Raw genomic sequence first — 17056 nt, 5'->3', positions numbered from 1 at the left:
GGTTATTCCTCCAGCTCCGGTTGTCCGGGTGCGAGTCGTTGTTGTGCCGCGTCGGCGAGGTCGGTGAGCCGGTCCGCAGCGGGCCGGGAGTGTGGTTGTGCGCGGGTCGCGTCGATGGCGTGGACGCGTGCGGTGGTGTCGCGGACCGCGTCGGCGACGGCCGTGACCCGGCTACGTAGGCGGCGTTTCTGTTCGGCCGCGGCGGCGAGCCCGCGGTATCGGGTGGGTAGCGCGTCGACGTACCAGCGCACCCATTCCCGGTGCCGGTCCTCCAGCCCGCCGGTCCGCGTTCGCGCGGTTTCGACATCCCGACCTGCGTCTTCCAGGGCGGCGCGCAGGGTGTCGGTGCGTGCGGCGGCATCGGCTACGCGTTTCTGCTCGGTGTCGCGGCGGCCGGTGATCTGTGCCCGCTGGCGGGGTGTGTGCCACCACCGCGGCTTCGTGGCGGCCAGCCGCGTGTGGGCACGTTGGGCGGCCGTGGTGGCGGCGGTGAGGAGGGTGCGCAGCTGCTGCACGTGTTCCTCGGCCTGGAGGAGGGTGAGGTGCGCGGCGCGCAGGTCGTCGGCGACGTACGGGGGCGCGGCGGTGTCGGCGGCGCGTTGTGCGGCGACGAGCGCGCGCAGGGCGGCGGTGTCGGCGTCGCGGACGTGGCCGGCGGCGGTGGCGGTGCCCAGGGCGATACGGGCGCGGTGCCAGGCCGCCCATTGGGCGACCGCGGTGACGGGTGGTTCACCGCCGATGGGGTGGTCGCCGGTGATCTGGTAGCGGTCGCGGTAGGCGGCGACGAGCGCCGCGTGCGCCAGCCACACCTGGCGTCCGATGGCGTCGTCCGGGACCGGGCCGAGCCGCCGCGCCCAGGCGGGCTGGTGCGTGGCGGCGAGGTCGGCGAGGGCGGTGGTGCGCTGGTCGCACAGGGCGGCGACTTGGCGTAGGGCGTCGGTGATGTCGCTGTCGGGCAGGTCGGGGATCCGGGCGGTGTAGGTGAGTGCGGGGCCGGGGGCGGTGGCGGCGCGGGGGTCGGCGAGGGTGCGGCCGATGAGCCGGTCCAGCCGCCAGGACAGCACGGCGGCGATGTCGTCGGCGGTGTCGAGTTCGCGGCGCTCGATGCTGTTTTTGAGGATCGGGTCGAGGTCGTAGCCGGCTTCTCGGAGGGTGGTGAGCCGGTGGACGAGGGCGGGCATGGCGAGGTCGTCGGCGAGCCGGGCGACGATGTGCGGGTCGGTGTAGCGGGCGATGATCGTCAGGTAGGTGGGGGTTAGGGCGCGGGCGGCCAGGTCGTCGTAGATCGGCGCCCAGGCGTGCAGGGCGTCGGCGTCGGCCCACAGCTGCTGGGACGTTTCGGTCGCGGACTTCTCGGGTGTCGCACGGCGCAGGATGTCGGCCAGGACGGCGACGCTGGCGGTCTCCGGCCCGGGTGGTGTGCCTTCCGGGGGTTCGTCGTCGGTGACGACGTAGGCGGTGTTGGTGCGGGCGCCGCGGGTGAGCATGACGTAGAGCCGCTGCGCGGTGATCGTGTCGTCGACGAGCGCCCGAGCGACGTCGACGGACTGGCCTTGGGCGGAGTCGACGGTGACGGCGTAGCCGAGCTGCACGTGCCGGGCCGCGTACCCGGCTGGAAGGATCGTGTCGTCGCCGGTGCGCAGGTTGAGCACCGCGAGCGCGCCGTCGGCGGTGATGGCGGTGACCCGCCACCGGTCCCGGTTGGCGACCCACCGCCGGCCGCCGGTGGTGAGCCGCCGGTCGTTGCGGCGGCTGACGACGATGTCCCCGACACTGGCGTGCGTGTCGTCGCCGAGGCGCACCTGCCGGTCCGCCGACACCAGCCCGGCGGCGATCAGCCGCGCGCGGGCGCGCACGGACACCGCGGCGGCCTCAGCTTCGGTGCCGACCAGCATCACCGACGCCAGCCCGGCCGCGTGGTCGCCGGCCCAGGCAGCCACCATCTGGTCGACGATGGTGTCGCGGTGACCGCCGATGATGCGCCCGCGGCGCGCGTATTCGGCCAGGACGGTCGGGTCCGCCTGCCGTAGCCGTAGTGAGGCGGTGGCTTCCCAGCGGTGCGTGAACCGGTGCAGCTCGCGCAGCTCGGTGACGGCGCCGAGTGCGTGCAGGTGGCCGAACATGCCGCCCGGGCCGATCGCGGGCACCTGCTGCGGGTCACCGGCCAGAATCAGTTTCCCGCCCACCCCGTCGAGCAGCTGCAGCAGGCGGACGAGGTCGAGGGTGGATACCTGCGAGGCCTCGTCCAGGACCACCCACTGCCCGCGGGCGAACCGCCACCGAATGGCACGGTCACCGGCGGGTGGGGTGTGCTGGGCGTGCAGCCACATCGCCAGATTTTCGGTGCGCATCCCGGTGGCCTCGGCGAGCACGTCAGCGGCGGACTGCCCGACCGTGAGCCCCAGCACCGGCACCCCCGCCCGGCGCGCCGCGGCGGCGACGGCCTTCTGCAGGTACGTCTTGCCGGCGCCGGCCGGGCCGATCACACCGACCACCCGCCGGTCATCGGCGAGGAACCGCAGCGCCGCGTGTTTCTCCGCACTGAGCCGTAAGTCCGCGGCCACCCGGTCGAGCACCGCATCCGCAACGGGGGTGGCGCCCCTGCGGGCGGCGTGCGCGATGACCTCCTTCTCGGCGGCGAGGACCGGCAGGCTGGTCAGCCGCAGCGACCGGTGCCGGGTGTACGTGCTCTCCCCGTCGACGAGCCGGCGCAGACTCGGACCGAACGTCACCGGGGCAGGCGGAGTGAGCACGCGCAGGCCACCGGCGCGGGTAGCGACGGCATCCGCGGCGAGCCGCTGCACCCGCGCCCAATCCGCCGCCGGCCCGCCAGTGTGGTCGACGTCCAAGGCGCGGCCGATGGCCAACTCGAGGTGATCGACACCCCAGACCGCACGCTCCTGCGCGAGCGTGCGGATCGCCCGCGCCACCGCCAGCCCCGGGTGCGTGCGCACGGCCGCGTCCACCGCGGCCGTGCGCTGATCGTCACGGATGCCGAGCTGCGCTGCCGCCCGGTGCAGGTCGTCCTCGGTGACCGCCGCCGGGTCGGTGACGTGCCGCAGCGCGTGCCGCAGCAGCCGCTGGCCTGCCGCGGCGGCCTCGCCGGGTGCCGCCGGGGCGCGCAGGAGGCGGCGCACATCATCGGCGGTGTGCAGGCCCGCGGCGAGGTCTTCGGCTTCCCAGCGGGCGACCGCCTGGGCAGTGGACTCACCGCCGTGCAGATGCGCGCGGGTCCGCAGCGTCGCATCCTGCGCGAGCGCCCGCCACCGCTCACCGGGCAACCGCCGGCGCTGCCCACCGGCTCCGGTCAGCCGGTGTTCCATCTCGCCGGCGATGAGCGCGCGCCGTTTCGCGTACTGGCGCAGCGACCCAGGACTGATCCCGACGATCTCCCGGGTGGACATGCCCTCCGCGGCCGCGAACCGCACCCCGAGACGCCGGCCCAGTTCCGCCTCGACGGCACGCTCGTACGAGATCCGCGCACCGATGGTGGCCTGATAGAAGGCACGGCCGTCCAGCGCCAGCCACTGCGGACGGCCGTCCCGGTCGAGGGTGCGCACCTTCGCGGACACCACGATGTGCGAGTGCAGCTGCGGGTCACGCTCGCGGGAGATGCGGTGGTCGAACACCAGCGCCGCGAGCCCCGCGGTCTCGATCTGCCGCACCCCGTTGGTGCCGGCACGGGTCATCGCACCGTGCCGCTGCAGATGGTCCAGCACGGCGTGGACGCCGGCATGATGCGCGGCCATCACCTCGCGTTTGGTGCCGTCGTCACCGAACGCCCACAGCAGCGACACGCTCTTGACTGGGGACACCGTGACGTCATAACCGGACACCGCGCGGCGCTCCGGCGCGGTCATGATGTCCAGCCACGCCTTGTCGCGCTGCTCCACGGTGGCGTCGTCCGGCAGCGCCGCCCACGCTTGTTCCACCGCCTGAACGCGGGTCGCGTCGGTCTGCGGCGCATAGATTCGCCACGCCCGGCCGAGCCGGTACCCCGCGGCCGGATGACGTCCTTCCCCGATGAGGAGACGCATCTGCGGCTCCGATACCCACCCGCTGACACCCAGCACGCGGGCGCCGTCGCCGGCCCACCAACCCGGCGCCTCACCACGCGCCTGCGGATCGATGTAGTACGGAGTAGGCCCCTCGGGTGGCGCGCGCATGTCGTGCCGACCGGCGGCGACCTGCTCGGTCAGATACCGGTAGCCCGCCCCCGGCGAGATCCGCGTGACGTTCAGCATCAGCCCAACGTAGAAGGCAGCGCCGCCGACTGGGCATGCCGTAATGCAAGGGGGTGTATCGCGCGGTTCAAATCAAAATGTTACCGGTGATGAAGTGGCAGCCCATGACGTATGCCAACCCTGAAATTCATCGCTGAATGTGAGTCTAGAACTTGTGGCTCGGATGGAACGAATGTGAGTTCTGGTTGAAGCGAGTCAGATGTTGGTATGACTGCGCGCCGGGCGTTTACCGTCACGTTCGTGGCGAGTAGGACGACGAACAAGGCGGCGGCGGCGCTGCAGATGCGGCGGAAGCAAGAGGATGCGGCAGTGCGGGCGGTTGCCGCGCGGGCGCGGGCGGCGCAGGCTGCGGCGCAGCGTCGGCGCGAACTGTTGGCGGTCTGTGATGCGGAGGTGGTGGCGGCGGAGACGGATCTCCTGGTCTCGCTGGCGGGCTTGGCGGTGCTCCTGCGGGATGACGCGGTAACGGCGGAGGTGGCGGGTGTGGACGTGACGCAGGTGCGGGCGGCGCATCGGCGGGTGTCTGAGAGTGACGTTGCGGCGTTTGTGAGGAGCCTGGCGGAGGTTCCGGTGCGGCGAGGGCGCCGCGCCGAATCGTCCGAAGCGGGGTTGGGTCGTCTTCCCTCCGGGCCTGAGGCGGCCGGGCGTGGAGAGTCTTCTCAGGGGGGCGTCTCCTCGGGTGTCGATGTCGGCCGTACGGATTGATGGTTTCGTGGTTCGTCCGGTCGGCTCTTCTGTGTTGCTCGTGGCCTCGGTGAAGGTTGGTCGCCGTTGCTCCGCTTGCGCGCGCCAAAGTGGCGGGCGGTGGTCTGCCTGCCACTTGGCGGCGTTTCTGCTTAGTCCGTGGTGCCGTGAACTTCGACGAGTAGCGCGAGCGATGTTTCGTACTCGTCGCTGTTGATGAAGTTGAGGTGGTGTTCCAGATCGAGCAGGTGTCGTCGGGCTCGGGCGTAGCGGCGGCTCACGACATCGTGGCCGATGGATTGCAGAATTTCGGCGATCTCTTCGCCGTACTCGGCGCCGTGCCTTGCGCTGATGTATTCCACGATCCGTCGGAAGTGCCGTGTCCAGGTGGAGGTGAGCGCGTCGTTGGTGGGGCTGATTTCGGTCGGGTTGGCGCTGATTCTGTGGGTGCCGTGATCGTCGGTGAGTACGTACCGGGGATGTCCGTCGACATGGGCGCGGTGGGTAACCGTGAATTGGTGGCCGTACCAAGCGAAGTCTTCACCGATGTACTCCACGCGTGCGCCGTGGAGGGTGTGCGGCTGCATGGTGTGCGGCTGCGTGGTGGCGGCGTGATGGTGTCGTCCCATTGGGTCCTCTTTGCAAGGTGAGGGGGCGGGGGTGGCCTTGTGCTTTCGCTGCGCTGCCCCCACCGGACCTGATCTAATAATACCCCAAGTTGTCCTGTGGTGTGCCTATGGGGTGTCCGGTTTGGGGCGCGGTCCGGGCGAGCCAGCCCGGACCGCGATGGCGGCTAAGCGCCGATGGCGTGGGCGTATCCGCCGCTGTAGATCCAGCGTGAAAGCCGCACGACGCGTTCCGCGGCGTCGGTGGCCTCGGTCCAGTTCACCCACCGGTTGTGGTGCGTCAGGATCACGGACACCATGGCTCGGAACTGTGCGACCAGACATGCGCCCATCGGGGCCTGTGGGCAGCCGGGCTCGCTAAGGCGAAGCAGTAGATCGATGGACTCGTCCGACCAGAATTGCGTGACGCGGTCCCAGTCGCTGAGCGGCCGCGCAAGACACTTGCGGTCGACGTGGTCACATAGCAGGGCGTCGGCGGCGCGGACGACGTGCGCGCGTGCTTCCTCGATCAGGTGCAGCGAGCGATCATCCAAGGGCTTCGGCAACGCGTACGGACCCCGGAGCAGCTCTGCAAATCCGTGATCGGCGGGAAGGTCGAGCGACGACTGATGCTCGGCTGAGCCGGGGAGGAGGTCGATGATCTGGTGATCGGTCTTCTGTTGTTCGCATGCTGCCGGGGTTTTCTCTGGCGAGGCGGGCACGAGTGGTGTGCCTTGTGGGGCGAGTGGAAGGGGTGGCGTCATGGGTCGTTCTCCCGGTTTGTTGGCGGTGATCGGCTTTGCCGTCCGACCTATATTAATAATACCCCGGTCTGCGCCATTTCAACAGGTCATTCGTGGTGTTGGATTTTGATTTTCTGTGGCCATGGGGCCGGTCCGGTGCGCGGGGTTTTGCCGCGCCCGGATGGGCGGGGCGGCGGGTACCACCCGCCGCCGGAATCGGCGCCTGTGCATCCCGGCGGAGGCTCGCGGTCAAGGGCCGAAGAGCAAAAGATCTCGGCGGTTTGTGCCGAGATGTTTTGCGTGCCCTTGACGGCGAGGTGACCGGGATGCGAAGCCGGGTGCGGCCCCAGAAGGCAGTGCCGCGAAGCGGCTCCGGCGAAGCCTCTTGGCCCTCGGCCGGCCTTGAGGCCGAAACCCGGCCACCCACCCAACTGGCAGGCAGGGTCGGCGTTCTGTGCCGGCCCTGCCGTTCTCTGGCGGGAGCGACGGACCGGACCACGGCGACACCGAGCAAGAATGATCTTGAACTTCGATCTTGATCTTTGTGTCGCCGCGGGCCAGTGCATCGGGGCCGCCCGCGAACTTCCGTGTGCGCCTCGGAACGCGGGCGTGGGCCGGGAGGTGAGTTGCTCACCTCCCGGCCGGTGCGGTCAGTTGGTGGCGTGGTCGCATTCGAGGAAGTGGCCGGTGTTGTCCGGCCAGCCGCAGTCTGGGCATCGGCCGGGGGCGCTGAGGAACCGGGCGATCTTGTCGGCGGCGGTGGTCGCGGTGTCGTCGTTGGTGAAGAAGATGTGGTCGTTGGTGGTGGCGTCGTTGTGGCGTTCGGCGCCGGCGTCGTCGTTGAGCGGTATGTAGTCGGCCTTGTCGGAGAGGTGGACTTGGCCGATGAGGGCGCGAAACCGGCCGTGCTGGTTGCGGGGGCCGACGGCGACGACCCAGCAGCCGCCGCCGGAGTGCCAGCGGGTGCCGGTCAGGCCGTGGGTGTTGAGCGCGCGGATGAGGTGGGGGACAGCGATGCGTCCGGGCGTGGGGTTGGGTGTGCGGCGGGGGAGGCCGCGCAGGGTGCCGTCGAAGCCGAGGTCGTCGAGGGTGTCGGAGTCGAGTAGTTGCCACGGTGCGCCGTGCGGTTGCCGGATGAGGTACGCGATGACCAGGTCTGCGATGTCACGGTCAGTGGTGGCGCCGACCTTGAGAATGTCTTGCGGGGTGTGCCAGCCCGGGTGGCCGGGGCTGATGCGGAAGTCGCCGAGCAGCGATGGTGGTGTCAAGACGTTATGGCCGAGCCGGCACAGGAGCGGGTAGTAGCGCTCGGGGTCTGGGTTGCCGGCGGCGATGGTGGCGGTGTCGCCGGTGTTGGTCAGGACGGTGCAGTGGGCGCCGGTGGCGCGGACCATGGCCGCGATCGTGTCCGGCTCGAATCCCATGGGGCCTGATCCGGTGCGTCCGTGTTGGGCGGGTGGGGGCGTGCTGGTCAAGTTCTCTCCCGTGGTTGTTGGCGTGGGGCCGGTTTGCCGTCCGGCTGTTGTGCAGATCTGGTGACTGCGGTGTGTGAGGGCCTGCGCCGTGCGGGGGCGCGGGCGGAATACCGGCGTCCCGCACGTGCGGGTCTAGCGGCGGCTTGCGGTGAAGATGTCGCGGCCGGTGACGATCCCCGGGGCGGCGGCGTAGCCGGGCAGCGTGGCGATCGCGGCGTGGCGGAGGGCGTCGCAGATCGCGTATGCCTCACTGCTCCGCCAGCCGGGGTGCTCGCACGCCTGGTATTCGTAGGAAGCGATGATTCTGAGGGTGGTCACCGGGTCGGGGGTGCCGGGGACCGGCCGAAATAGGTAAGGAATTTCGAGCTCTTCCTCGTCGTAGCGGTGATTGACGCTGCGCTGGTTCTCGGCCAGCAGTACGGCGCCGACGCGTCCGGCGGTGTCGATGGTCAGCTCGCGGCGCCGTTGCTCGGATTGGGCCTGTAGCGCGGCGGAGGTCCAGTTCCCGCGGTCGCTGGCGGCGTCGATTTCGGGCCAGAACCAGCGGAGGCCGCGAGAATGCAAGCCTGCGGTGAGTAGGGCGTCGATGTGGTCGTCTGAGACGACGAAGGCGCTCATGGCGTGGCTTCTTCCTTCAGCGGTTGTTGGGAGCCGGTTTGCCGTCCGACCCGACTGGAAAGCGCCGCTCACGGCTGGGGCCATCGCGCCGATATGCCGCCGCCGGCCGGGCGCATGGTGTGCGCCCTTCCGGTGACGCGGCGGTGAGATGTCGGGGGACCGTTGACGCCGTGGGCGGGCCTGCTGGGCGGGCACCGCCGCCCAACCGTTGAGGACTTGCAGCGCCCGTTAGCGGGTCTCGTACCGTGGCGGATGAGCTACTTGATGAGGTGCGGCCGGGGATAGCCGGTGGCGGGTTCGTCGTCGCGGATCTCGAACAGGTGCCCGTCGATGAGCAGCAGGTCGCCGGGTTGGGCGTCGAACTCTTGTCCGGCGGCGCGGGCGCGCGCGGATTGCGCGCCGGTGCCGCCGTAGTTGTCGATCACGTCCGCCAGCGGGAAGAATCCCGCGTGCGGGCCGGGAAGCTGCGGGCCGCCGTATTCGCGGCGGCTGGTGCCGCCGGGGCCGATGTAGTGCAGGGCGAGACGTTCGGTGCGGCGGGTGTAGCGGCAGTGCATGGTGATGACCGCCGCAGAGTCCCATCGGTTGGGCTCGTGAGCGTGTGGCGTGGGGGTGACCGGGATTGCCCGAGGGATGATCGGTAGCGCGATCTCGTAGCGTCGGGTGTCGTCGTCGGGGCCGTCCGTCTCGATGCCGATGGCGGGGGAGTATTCGCGGGCGGCCATGACGTAGTTCTCGACGGCGCGGGCAGTCTTGTGGCGCGGGGCGGTGCTGTTGGGAAACCCTGCGCAGTCACAGGTGTCGGCGTGCCACAGCGGCTGGGCCTGGGCGTCGGTGACCTGGTGCAGGCTGGCGCGGTCGGTGTCGGTGTCGATGTCGATGGTGAGTGACCGGGCCAGCGGCCAGACGTGGCGGGCGGTGAGCGCGGTTTCGGCGATGATGAGGGCGGCGGCGTGGTCGGCGGCGGCCTCGGCACGCGCGGCCGCGACGCGGCGCTCGTCGTGGCGTTCCTGTTCGGTGCGGATGCTGTAGGCGGTGATCTCGTCGAGCGGCAGCATGGGCGGGTCCTTCGGGTTTGTTGGCGTGGCGGTCCGGAAGGGTTTGCCGTCCCTTCCGGACCGGGGTGGTGTTAGCTCCACGCACCGTGTCGCAGACCGGCGCGGTGGATGAGGTCCAGCCAGTCGGCGCGCTCAGCGAGGTAGCGGGCGCGATCGTTGATCGCGTTGTCGTCGATGGGCTCGGGGTCGGTGCGCTCCAGCCGGTCGGCGTCCATCCAGCGCTGTTCGCCGGTGCCGTGGATGACGATCAGCGCGCGCAGCGTGGCGTGCCCCCGGAACCTTCTCTCGGTGAGGCGTTTGATCTGCCCGGTGACGCCGTGGTTCTTGCCCCGGGTGGTGGTGGAGCGCGCGGCGCAGCCTTGGTCGAGCGCGCGGGCGTGAGCCTCGGCGTCGGCGCGCAGCTGGTCGGTCAGCGGCGCGAGAATCCAGGCGCGAGCGGCGGCGTGGTGTGCGGCGGTGGCGTCCGGGCCGGGGTTGGTGCCACCGTAGTAGCGGGTGCTGCCGTACTCGGTGAGGCCGGCGCGGTGGCCGTCCCACACGATGGCGTAGAAGTCGGAGTCGTCGTAACCGTTGTGCTCGAACCGGGCGAGTACGTGGGTCGTCGGCGTGTGCGTTTCGACGGGTATGGCCGTCATGGAGGTTCGCTCCCCAAAGTCGCGCGCGGTGGATGGCGGGCCGGGGGTGTGGCCCCCGGCCCGCCAGGGCTGCTAGATCGCGTAGAACTGGACCTGGAAGGTCGGGCCTCCGGTCAGCGTGGACATGAGCAGCCGCGTCTGGGTTTCCTCGTTGAGGACCCTGATCAGCGCGTGTGCCTCCTGGCACATCCCGGCCTCGTGCATCCGGTGGTAGACCTCCCGGACGGTGGCGCTGTCACCGTTGCGGTGCGCGGCGGCCGCCTGCTCGATGTTGTGGATGAGCTGTGGAGAGAACTCCATGGGAACTCCTTGCGATTGTTGGCGTTAGGCCGGTTTGCCGTCCAACCTCTCCTAATAATACCCCAGAATCGACCGGGTGGCTAGTGGTGACTTCGTTTCCCGCCGGGTTGATCCTGCATAAAAGGGCGGCCCGTCGCGCCAGAGCGAACCGGCGATGCCCGCGCCTCCTGTCCACTCGGGCTCCTGGCTCGTGGCATCCGCGCGCTCGGCCTCTTCGCGCAGTTGCCGCCGGAATCGCTTCTCCTCCTCGGTGCGCGACCGTACCTCGCTGTCGCCGATGACGTATTCGTCCTGGTTCGTCTGCCATGGCTCTCCGCATTCTGTTCTCTCGGAATTCGGACGGGATATCCGACTGGCGAGTGTGGATTTCTGTGGCCGTGTTGCTGGACCGGGCGCGGCCCCAGAAGGCAGTGCCGCGAAGCGGCTCTGGTCTCGCTGCCTTCCGCTGTCGCGCGCGATCAGCCCGAGCGTGTGTCGCGCGCTCGGGCCGGAACGCGTACTGGGGCTCAAAGGGCTTAGTCGGTGGTGTCGATTCGGGCATCTCCGAGGTCGGCCGTGCGTCCGGCGGTGTAACCGGCGGCACGGCCGGCCGGGTCGTCGGCGGCGACGCGCACGGCGCGGCTATGTGGAGTGATACGCGCGGCGTAGAGGTCATCGACGGCGGTGGCGCGAGCGGCCAGCACAACGGCTGCGCCGGGCATCTCCTCGGTGGTTTTGCTGCGACGGGTGGTGATGCGCTCGGCGACGGCGGTGCCGTAGCCGGTGAGGAATCCAGCGAGATAGCGCGGGTCGCGGTTGCCGCGGGCGGCGGCGGACGCGGCGGCGAGGTTCGCTTGGCGCATGACGGGCGGGAGGAGCGTGCGCAGGGCGTCTAGGTCGGCGGGCACCCCGACAATGGCGACCATGCACGGGGCCGGTGTGGGGTTCGTTTGGACGGCGGCTCTGCAGCCCATCGCGGTGGCGATGGCGGCGGCCGCGCGGGCGCGGGCGGCGCCGAAATGGTCGGCGCCGTCGACGGCGTAGGGCCACAGGTCGGCGCTCTCGGGGGTGGTGTGCTGCTGGGCGGCGGTGAGGCCGTGGCGGGTCATGAGCTGGGCGGCCTTGGCCGCGCACTCCTGGCGGTGCTCGTCGGTGAGGGCGGGGTCTTCGGACATCGCCAGCAGGGCCGTGATGGTGGCTTCCCACTTGGCGGCGCTGTACTTGCTCACGCGGGGTGGTTCCTCGGGCGGGTGGCCGGGAGAGCGGGCTCCCCGGCCACGGGTCGTCAGGGGGCGGCGGGCGGGGCGAGGGCGGCGCGGCGGCGGCTGGCGCGGGTGATGATTTCGCCGAGGATCACGGCGAGATCGGCGAGGCCCTCGGGGGAGAGGGCGGCTATTCCGGCGTAGGCGGCGCGGGCGTCGTGGTCGGCGCGAACCTCGGCCGGGCCGATGCTGCCGTCGGGCCACACGAATCGGTATCCGGCGCGGGTGATCTGGTCGGTGAGGTTGTTCCACAACGCGTCGGCCGGGGACTCGTCCGGCGCGGCGGGCGCGCCGCACGCGAGGCAGATGCAGGCAGGGCGGCAGGGCTCACCGGGCGCGGCGTCGCATCCGGAGCAGACGGCGTCCGTGCTGTCGTCGCCGGAGGTGCTGAACGGAACCGTCTGGGAGATGTCCCAGCGCGGCACCATGCGGAACCGGACGATGCTCTCGTCTTGCGCGTCGGTCGCGGGCGCGTCGGTGGCCTCGTCGGTGCTGTCGTCGCTGTCGATGGCACCGACCGGGCGCACTATGCGCAAGCCGGTCTGTCCCTTGGCCGGGCGGCGGCCGCGCTTGGCCCATCCGCTCTTGGTGTCGACGTCGGTGAGCGTGATCCCGCGCTGCTCGGCCTGGCTGAGGATGAGAAGGACGTTTCGCAGCGACCAGCGGCGGATCTGGGCGGGGATGCCGGGGCCGAGCGCCTGGGCGACGCGCTGGCGGATCACGTCCGGGTCGGCCATTGCGGCGGCGGCCTCGGCGTGCAGCGCGCGGTCCCGCTCCTCGGTGGCGGCAATCTGCTCGGGCGTCGGCTGGTACTTCTTCCGCGGCTTCCGGGTGCTGCGGGCGTGGGCCATGTGGGCTCCTTCGGGAAGGGTTGTTGGCGTGGGCCGGTTTGCCGTCCGACCTGACTTAATAATACCCCAAACTGTGTGGATGTCTACCGGTGTTGGGGTGCCTGTTCAGACGTCGTGGTCGATCTCGGCGGACAGGTTGTCGCGGCAGTGGTGCTCCCGGGTGGTGCCGTGGCAACCGCAGGGCAAATAGCCGGCTGGGTCGGTGATGGGCTCCCGGCCGCCGCTGTCCATGTCGTCGTCGGAATTCACCTCGCGGTAGAGGGCGCAGAACGACAGGCCGGTGTGCCAGGTCATCACGTAACCGTCGCCGGTATAGGGCTCAGCGGGCTCGCCGTAGTCCCACTGCTTGAGGTGGGCCAGCGCGGCGGCGCGGTCGACCCGGCCGCAGAGATTGCCGGTGCGCCGGTCCTCGGCTGTGGTGTCCGGATACAGAGTGGCCTCGAAGTCCTGATACGCGTCGCCGTCGAAGTGCACGACGCACTCGTAGCCGATCATGGGGTTCCGCCCTCTCGTCGTTGATGACCCATCTGGGGCCGCGCGCGGCAACGCGCGCGGCCGGTGAAAGGTGATCAAAGCCAGAGGTTGGACCAACCGGGCTGCGGGCCGGTGTGCCCGACGGCGCGGCGATTGTCGATATAGTCGGCGAAACAGGCGGGAATGAGAGAGTGCCAGTAGCCCTCGATGACGACGCCTCGGAAGAGGTCCTCGTGAAGGTCCGCTCCGACGCCGGTGATCGCGCCGGTCGAGGCGAACGCGTAGCCGGGCGAGCTCTGCCCGGTGTGGTACTGCGAGGCGATCATGCGGGCGGCGGCATCGCGGATGGGGCGGCCTTCGCGCCGCGCCGCCACGCACTCGGCGATGATCTTCTGCTCGTCGTCCAGCATCTACTCCTGAATTGTTGGCGTGGGCCGGTTTGCCGTCCGACCTACCTTAATAATACCCCACTAAGGCAGGGTTGGCTAGTGCTTACCTGAGGTGCTCGCGGATCGCCCAGGTGATGGCGTTGATCTGCACTCTGCCCGGCCGATTGCCGGCCACGTCCCCATCGATCAGGCGTCCGTCGATATAGACGGCGTTGGTGAACCATTCCCGGCCGGTCGGGCCACGGGAGGTGTAGGCGACCGCCATCACGTCGTGGCCGTTGACGGTGAACGCGTGCACGCTGTAGCTGCGGTTGTGGCCATATGCCTCGGGGTCGCCGTTGGCGACCGTGCCGGTGGTGGCGGTGAATCCCAGGTCCCGCAGGGCGGTAATCAGTTCTCTGCACGCCGTGATCTCGCCGTATTCGACAGTACTGACCGGCGTTTCCGGGACGTCGGAGGCCCACGGCAGCTTGAGTCGCGCCGGGATGCCGACGCACGCGACGGATGCGCATCCCTCAGTGCCGGCGGTGTGCCCGTGCGAGTCGGCGCACGTGGGCGGGTCTGCTGCGCGGATGCGGCCGGCGGCGAGGTGGGGCAGTGCCGGGTTCGCGACGGGGAACCCCATGCGGTCGTCGATCCACCCGTGCTCCGGCACCGGCGCCGGCTGCCACCCGTCCGCGTAGCCGTGACCGCTGTCAATGTCGGCGTGGATGTTGGCCACCGGCACGCCGTACGCGGCGGCCAACGCCGGCCGGAACGCGTCGTGGGCGTCGGGGGTGTGTGGCCAGATAGCCAGGATCTGCCGCCGGTCCGATGCGCGGATCGCTCGCAATGTGATGCCCGCTGGGCCGCGCTCCGTCTCGATGAGGAACGCGGCGTCGTCGGGGCCGGTGAAGTGCACGACGGTGATGGCCGTGTTGGTGACCTGCATGTAGCGACTCATCTCCCTAAAGCTGGGTGCGAGAATGGAGTTCGGGCCGGTGTGCCCTTCTCCCTGCCTGTATCAATAATACCCCAAAAATAGGTATTTGGACAGCTCGTCTATGTCCTGGTTTTTCGGCCACGGCAGGTTGGGAGATTGCGGCCGCGTGGGGTTTTGCCGCGCCCGGATGGGCGGGGCGGCGGGTGCCACCCGCCGCCGGAATCGGCGCCTGTGCATCCCGGCGGAGGCTCGCGGTCAAGGGCCGAAGAGCAAAAGATCTCGGCGGTTTGTGCCGAGATGTTTTGCGTGCCCTTGACGGCGAGGTGACCGGGATGCGAAGCCGGGTGCGGCCCCAGAAGGCAGTGCCGCGAAGCGGCTCCGGCGAAGCCTCTTGGCCCTCGGCCGGCCTTGAGGCCGAAACCCGGCCACCCACCCAACTGGCAGGCAGGGTCGGCGTTCTGTGCCGGCCCTGCCGTTCTCTGGCGGGAGCGACGGACCGGGCCACGGCGACACCGAGCAAGCATAATTTTGAAATTCGGGTTTCGATCTTGGATTTGATTTAGATCGAGGTTCTTTTGGTGTGATTGCGCGTACCGATCGATGATCGGCCTCTGGCTAGCCATTGCGCAAAAGTTGGTGCTTAATGACTCCCGTGCAATCTGTTGCTCTCGCCAAGTAAGTATACAATGAGGCCGCCCATTCGGGAAAACAGATAGTCCTCGGCGTTTGGTGGCACGGTGTTGACACGAGTTTCGTAGTGTCGGATGTCAAATTTATTTCCAAGTGTGGTAAGGGAATTCATTTCCTGGTTGATGACCTCGCGCCACTCGGCATCGGTGATGTGTCGGAGTAGCGCCTCGATGCTTGCTTTCTTGTCGGCTGCTGGGCCTTCGATGGTCTTCAGCCGCTCAAAGGCGTCCCAGAGGCGTTCTAGTTGTGCTGTCTCGGGACGTTGGTGACGGGTACGGGATCTTGATGAGGTGAGGACCTTCCGGATAGGTGTGGAGCTACCACAACAGCCGCACCGATCTCAGGAAGGTCCTCGTGACTCACGCTAATGCATCCCTGACACCGACCGGGCGGCTGCGCCTGGCGCGTTGCGTGGTCGATGACGGATGGCCGTTACGGGCCGCTGCGGCGCGGTTCCAGGTCTCGCCGACCACCGCACAGCGGTGGGCCCGCCGCTACCGCGAACACGGACCAGCCGGGATGACCGACCGTTCCAGCCGGCCGCACCACAGCCCCGCACGCACCCCCGCCCCAGTCGAGGCACACGTCCTCGCGATGCGCCGTGCGCACCGCATCGGCCCTGCCCGGCTGGCCACCCGCGCCGGTATCGCACCGTCGACCGCGCACCGCATCCTCGTCCGGCACGGCGAACCAGTCCTGGCCTGCCTGGACCGGGCCACCGGCGAACCCGTACGCCGCTACGAACGCGACCAGCCCGGCGAACTCGTCCACATCGACGTCAAGAAACTCGCCCGTATCCCCGACGGCGGCGGACACAAAACCCTCGGCCGACCCGCCGGCCGCACCAACCGCAACGGCGCAGGCTACGCCTACATCCACACCGCCCTCGACGACCACAGCCGCCTGGCCTACTCCGAAATCCTTCCCGACGAAACCGCCGCCACCTGCGCCGGATTCCTACGCCGCGCCACCGCATGGTTCACCGCACACGGCGTGCGCGTCCACCGCGTCCTGACCGACAACGCCTGGGCCTACACCAAAAACACCTGGCACACCACCTGCGCAGACCTCGGCATCCAACCCCGCCACACCCGGCCCTGGCGACCCCAGACCAACGGCAAAGTCGAACGCTTCCACCGCACCCTCACCGAAGAATGGGCCTACCACCAGCCCTACACCACCGACACCGCCCGCTGCGACGCCTACCCCGGCTGGCTCGACTGGTACAACTACCACCGACCCCACACCGCCCTCGGCGGCCACCCACCCGCCCACCGCGTCACCAACCTGTCGGGACAGCACATCTAGTGCATGCCGTCGTGTGGCCTGTTGATGCGCGGCATAGTCTGTGCGCGCCTCATCGAGTAGTCGATCGAGCATGGCGTCGCCAGTGTTTGGCCGAAGTGTCTGCCTTACTAGCTGCACTTCGGTTGTGCCGAGACGCTCGATTTGGCCTGAGCCCGTCAGTTCGTACATTACCCGACCGCGCTCAAGCATTTGATTAACATCTTGCCTGAAAGCTTTAAGTCCTTTAGCTCGGTTGAAACCGAGCTCTGAATGATTGAAGAACCGGTGCCAATCGATCTCCTCGGGTTCCGCGATGCGTTGTGCGCCCCATTCGATGAGGTCGAAGATCGTCTCGTCAGTCGCAGTGTCTCCGTTGCTCGGCAGTGGCCAGTCCGCATCCGGTACGAGAGCCTGAATATTGTCGGCTAATGCGAGTGTGTCTGTGCCGACGACGCCTCTGCCGTCGGCGCATTGTTCGGGAAACTCGCCGGCGAACCAATTCGCACTGATCCTGCTGTTCAGTAGACCCAGCAGGCCGCGGCGGGTGTGGCTCGGCAGGCTGTCAGAAGTTCGTTCCTGAGGTCCGTGTGCGCGGTCACTGTAGAAGCTCCGGTCAGTCACGATCCCTATCTTGCCAGCCACTGCGGTGAAGCCGGGGCGGGAACGGCAGCCGCTCCAGGCGCGGGACGGCCTGCGTCACCGCGGCGACCTATCAGAACCCAGATCAGCCACGAACACCACGACCGCCGCCGAGTCGAGCCGCTCGACCTGCGTGGACGCTCCTGAACGCACGTCGGTGACGCGAGACTCAGGATCAGACCGGGTAGCCAGCAAGGTGTG

The 17056-nt window shown here is 69.2% G+C and carries 15 protein-coding genes; 2 read left to right on the top strand and 13 right to left on the bottom strand.

From position 1 onward, the window contains the following. Positions 1 to 2: 2 nt before the first annotated feature. On the bottom strand, positions 3 to 4244 hold the full coding sequence (gene mobF, locus J2S41_RS22095) for a MobF family relaxase (protein ID WP_310370070.1): 4242 nt from the start codon (positions 4242 to 4244) through the stop codon (positions 3 to 5). A gap of 240 nt (positions 4245 to 4484) precedes the next feature. Here mobF and J2S41_RS22090 point away from each other — a divergent pair, with 240 nt between their 5' ends. Beyond that, the gene (locus J2S41_RS22090) at positions 4485 to 4949 is read left to right on the top strand and encodes a hypothetical protein (RefSeq protein WP_310370068.1); all 465 of its coding nucleotides are present in this window, start codon (positions 4485 to 4487) and stop codon (positions 4947 to 4949) included. 131 nt (positions 4950 to 5080) lie between these two features. Here J2S41_RS22090 and J2S41_RS22085 read toward each other — a convergent pair whose 3' ends face one another. From J2S41_RS22085 to J2S41_RS22030, 12 genes are all read right to left on the bottom strand, one after another. After that, positions 5081 to 5557 (bottom strand): hypothetical protein, encoded by a 477-nt coding sequence (locus J2S41_RS22085; protein WP_310370067.1) that lies wholly within the window; start codon positions 5555 to 5557, stop codon positions 5081 to 5083. A 164-nt stretch (positions 5558 to 5721) separates the two neighbouring features. Further along, complete coding sequence (locus J2S41_RS22080; RefSeq protein WP_310370066.1) at positions 5722 to 6297, bottom strand: hypothetical protein; 576 nt, start codon at positions 6295 to 6297, stop codon at positions 5722 to 5724. A 629-nt stretch (positions 6298 to 6926) separates the two neighbouring features. Next, the gene (locus tag J2S41_RS22075; RefSeq protein ID WP_310370065.1) at positions 6927 to 7700 is read right to left on the bottom strand and encodes a hypothetical protein; all 774 of its coding nucleotides are present in this window, start codon (positions 7698 to 7700) and stop codon (positions 6927 to 6929) included. A 183-nt stretch (positions 7701 to 7883) separates the two neighbouring features. Then, complete coding sequence (locus J2S41_RS22070) at positions 7884 to 8369, bottom strand: hypothetical protein (RefSeq protein WP_310370063.1); 486 nt, start codon at positions 8367 to 8369, stop codon at positions 7884 to 7886. Positions 8370 to 8626: 257 nt separating this feature from the next. Continuing rightward, the gene (locus J2S41_RS22065; RefSeq protein WP_310370061.1) at positions 8627 to 9427 is read right to left on the bottom strand and encodes a hypothetical protein; all 801 of its coding nucleotides are present in this window, start codon (positions 9425 to 9427) and stop codon (positions 8627 to 8629) included. 71 nt (positions 9428 to 9498) lie between these two features. Beyond that, positions 9499 to 10062: a hypothetical protein gene (locus J2S41_RS22060; RefSeq protein WP_310370057.1), complete on the bottom strand. Its 564-nt coding sequence runs from the start codon at positions 10060 to 10062 to the stop codon at positions 9499 to 9501. A 72-nt stretch (positions 10063 to 10134) separates the two neighbouring features. Next, positions 10135 to 10362, bottom strand: coding sequence for a hypothetical protein (locus J2S41_RS22055; protein ID WP_310370055.1), 228 nt, complete (start codon positions 10360 to 10362; stop codon positions 10135 to 10137). Between the two features lie 515 nt (positions 10363 to 10877). After that, positions 10878 to 11570, bottom strand: coding sequence for a hypothetical protein (locus tag J2S41_RS22050; protein ID WP_310370053.1), 693 nt, complete (start codon positions 11568 to 11570; stop codon positions 10878 to 10880). Between the two features lie 56 nt (positions 11571 to 11626). Further along, the gene (locus J2S41_RS22045) at positions 11627 to 12454 is read right to left on the bottom strand and encodes a hypothetical protein (protein ID WP_310370050.1); all 828 of its coding nucleotides are present in this window, start codon (positions 12452 to 12454) and stop codon (positions 11627 to 11629) included. 105 nt (positions 12455 to 12559) lie between these two features. Then, entirely contained in the window at positions 12560 to 12949 is a 390-nt protein-coding gene (locus J2S41_RS22040) for a hypothetical protein (RefSeq protein WP_310370048.1), read from the bottom strand. 74 nt (positions 12950 to 13023) lie between these two features. Further along, positions 13024 to 13338 carry a hypothetical protein gene (locus tag J2S41_RS22035; protein ID WP_310370046.1) on the bottom strand — a complete coding sequence of 105 codons (315 nt, stop codon included), beginning with the start codon at positions 13336 to 13338 and terminating at the stop codon, positions 13024 to 13026. A gap of 82 nt (positions 13339 to 13420) precedes the next feature. Beyond that, entirely contained in the window at positions 13421 to 14248 is an 828-nt protein-coding gene (locus J2S41_RS22030; protein WP_310370044.1) for a hypothetical protein, read from the bottom strand. Between the two features lie 1035 nt (positions 14249 to 15283). Here J2S41_RS22030 and J2S41_RS22025 point away from each other — a divergent pair. Next, positions 15284 to 16237 carry an IS481 family transposase gene (locus J2S41_RS22025; RefSeq protein WP_310376450.1) on the top strand — a complete coding sequence of 318 codons (954 nt, stop codon included), beginning with the start codon at positions 15284 to 15286 and terminating at the stop codon, positions 16235 to 16237. Positions 16238 to 17056 lie beyond the last annotated feature (819 nt).

This window comes from Catenuloplanes atrovinosus (assembly GCF_031458235.1).
GTDB lineage: Bacteria > Actinomycetota > Actinomycetes > Mycobacteriales > Micromonosporaceae > Catenuloplanes > Catenuloplanes atrovinosus.
Note: the sequence above shows the minus strand (reverse complement) of the source record. Positions and strands in the feature narration are given on the sequence as shown.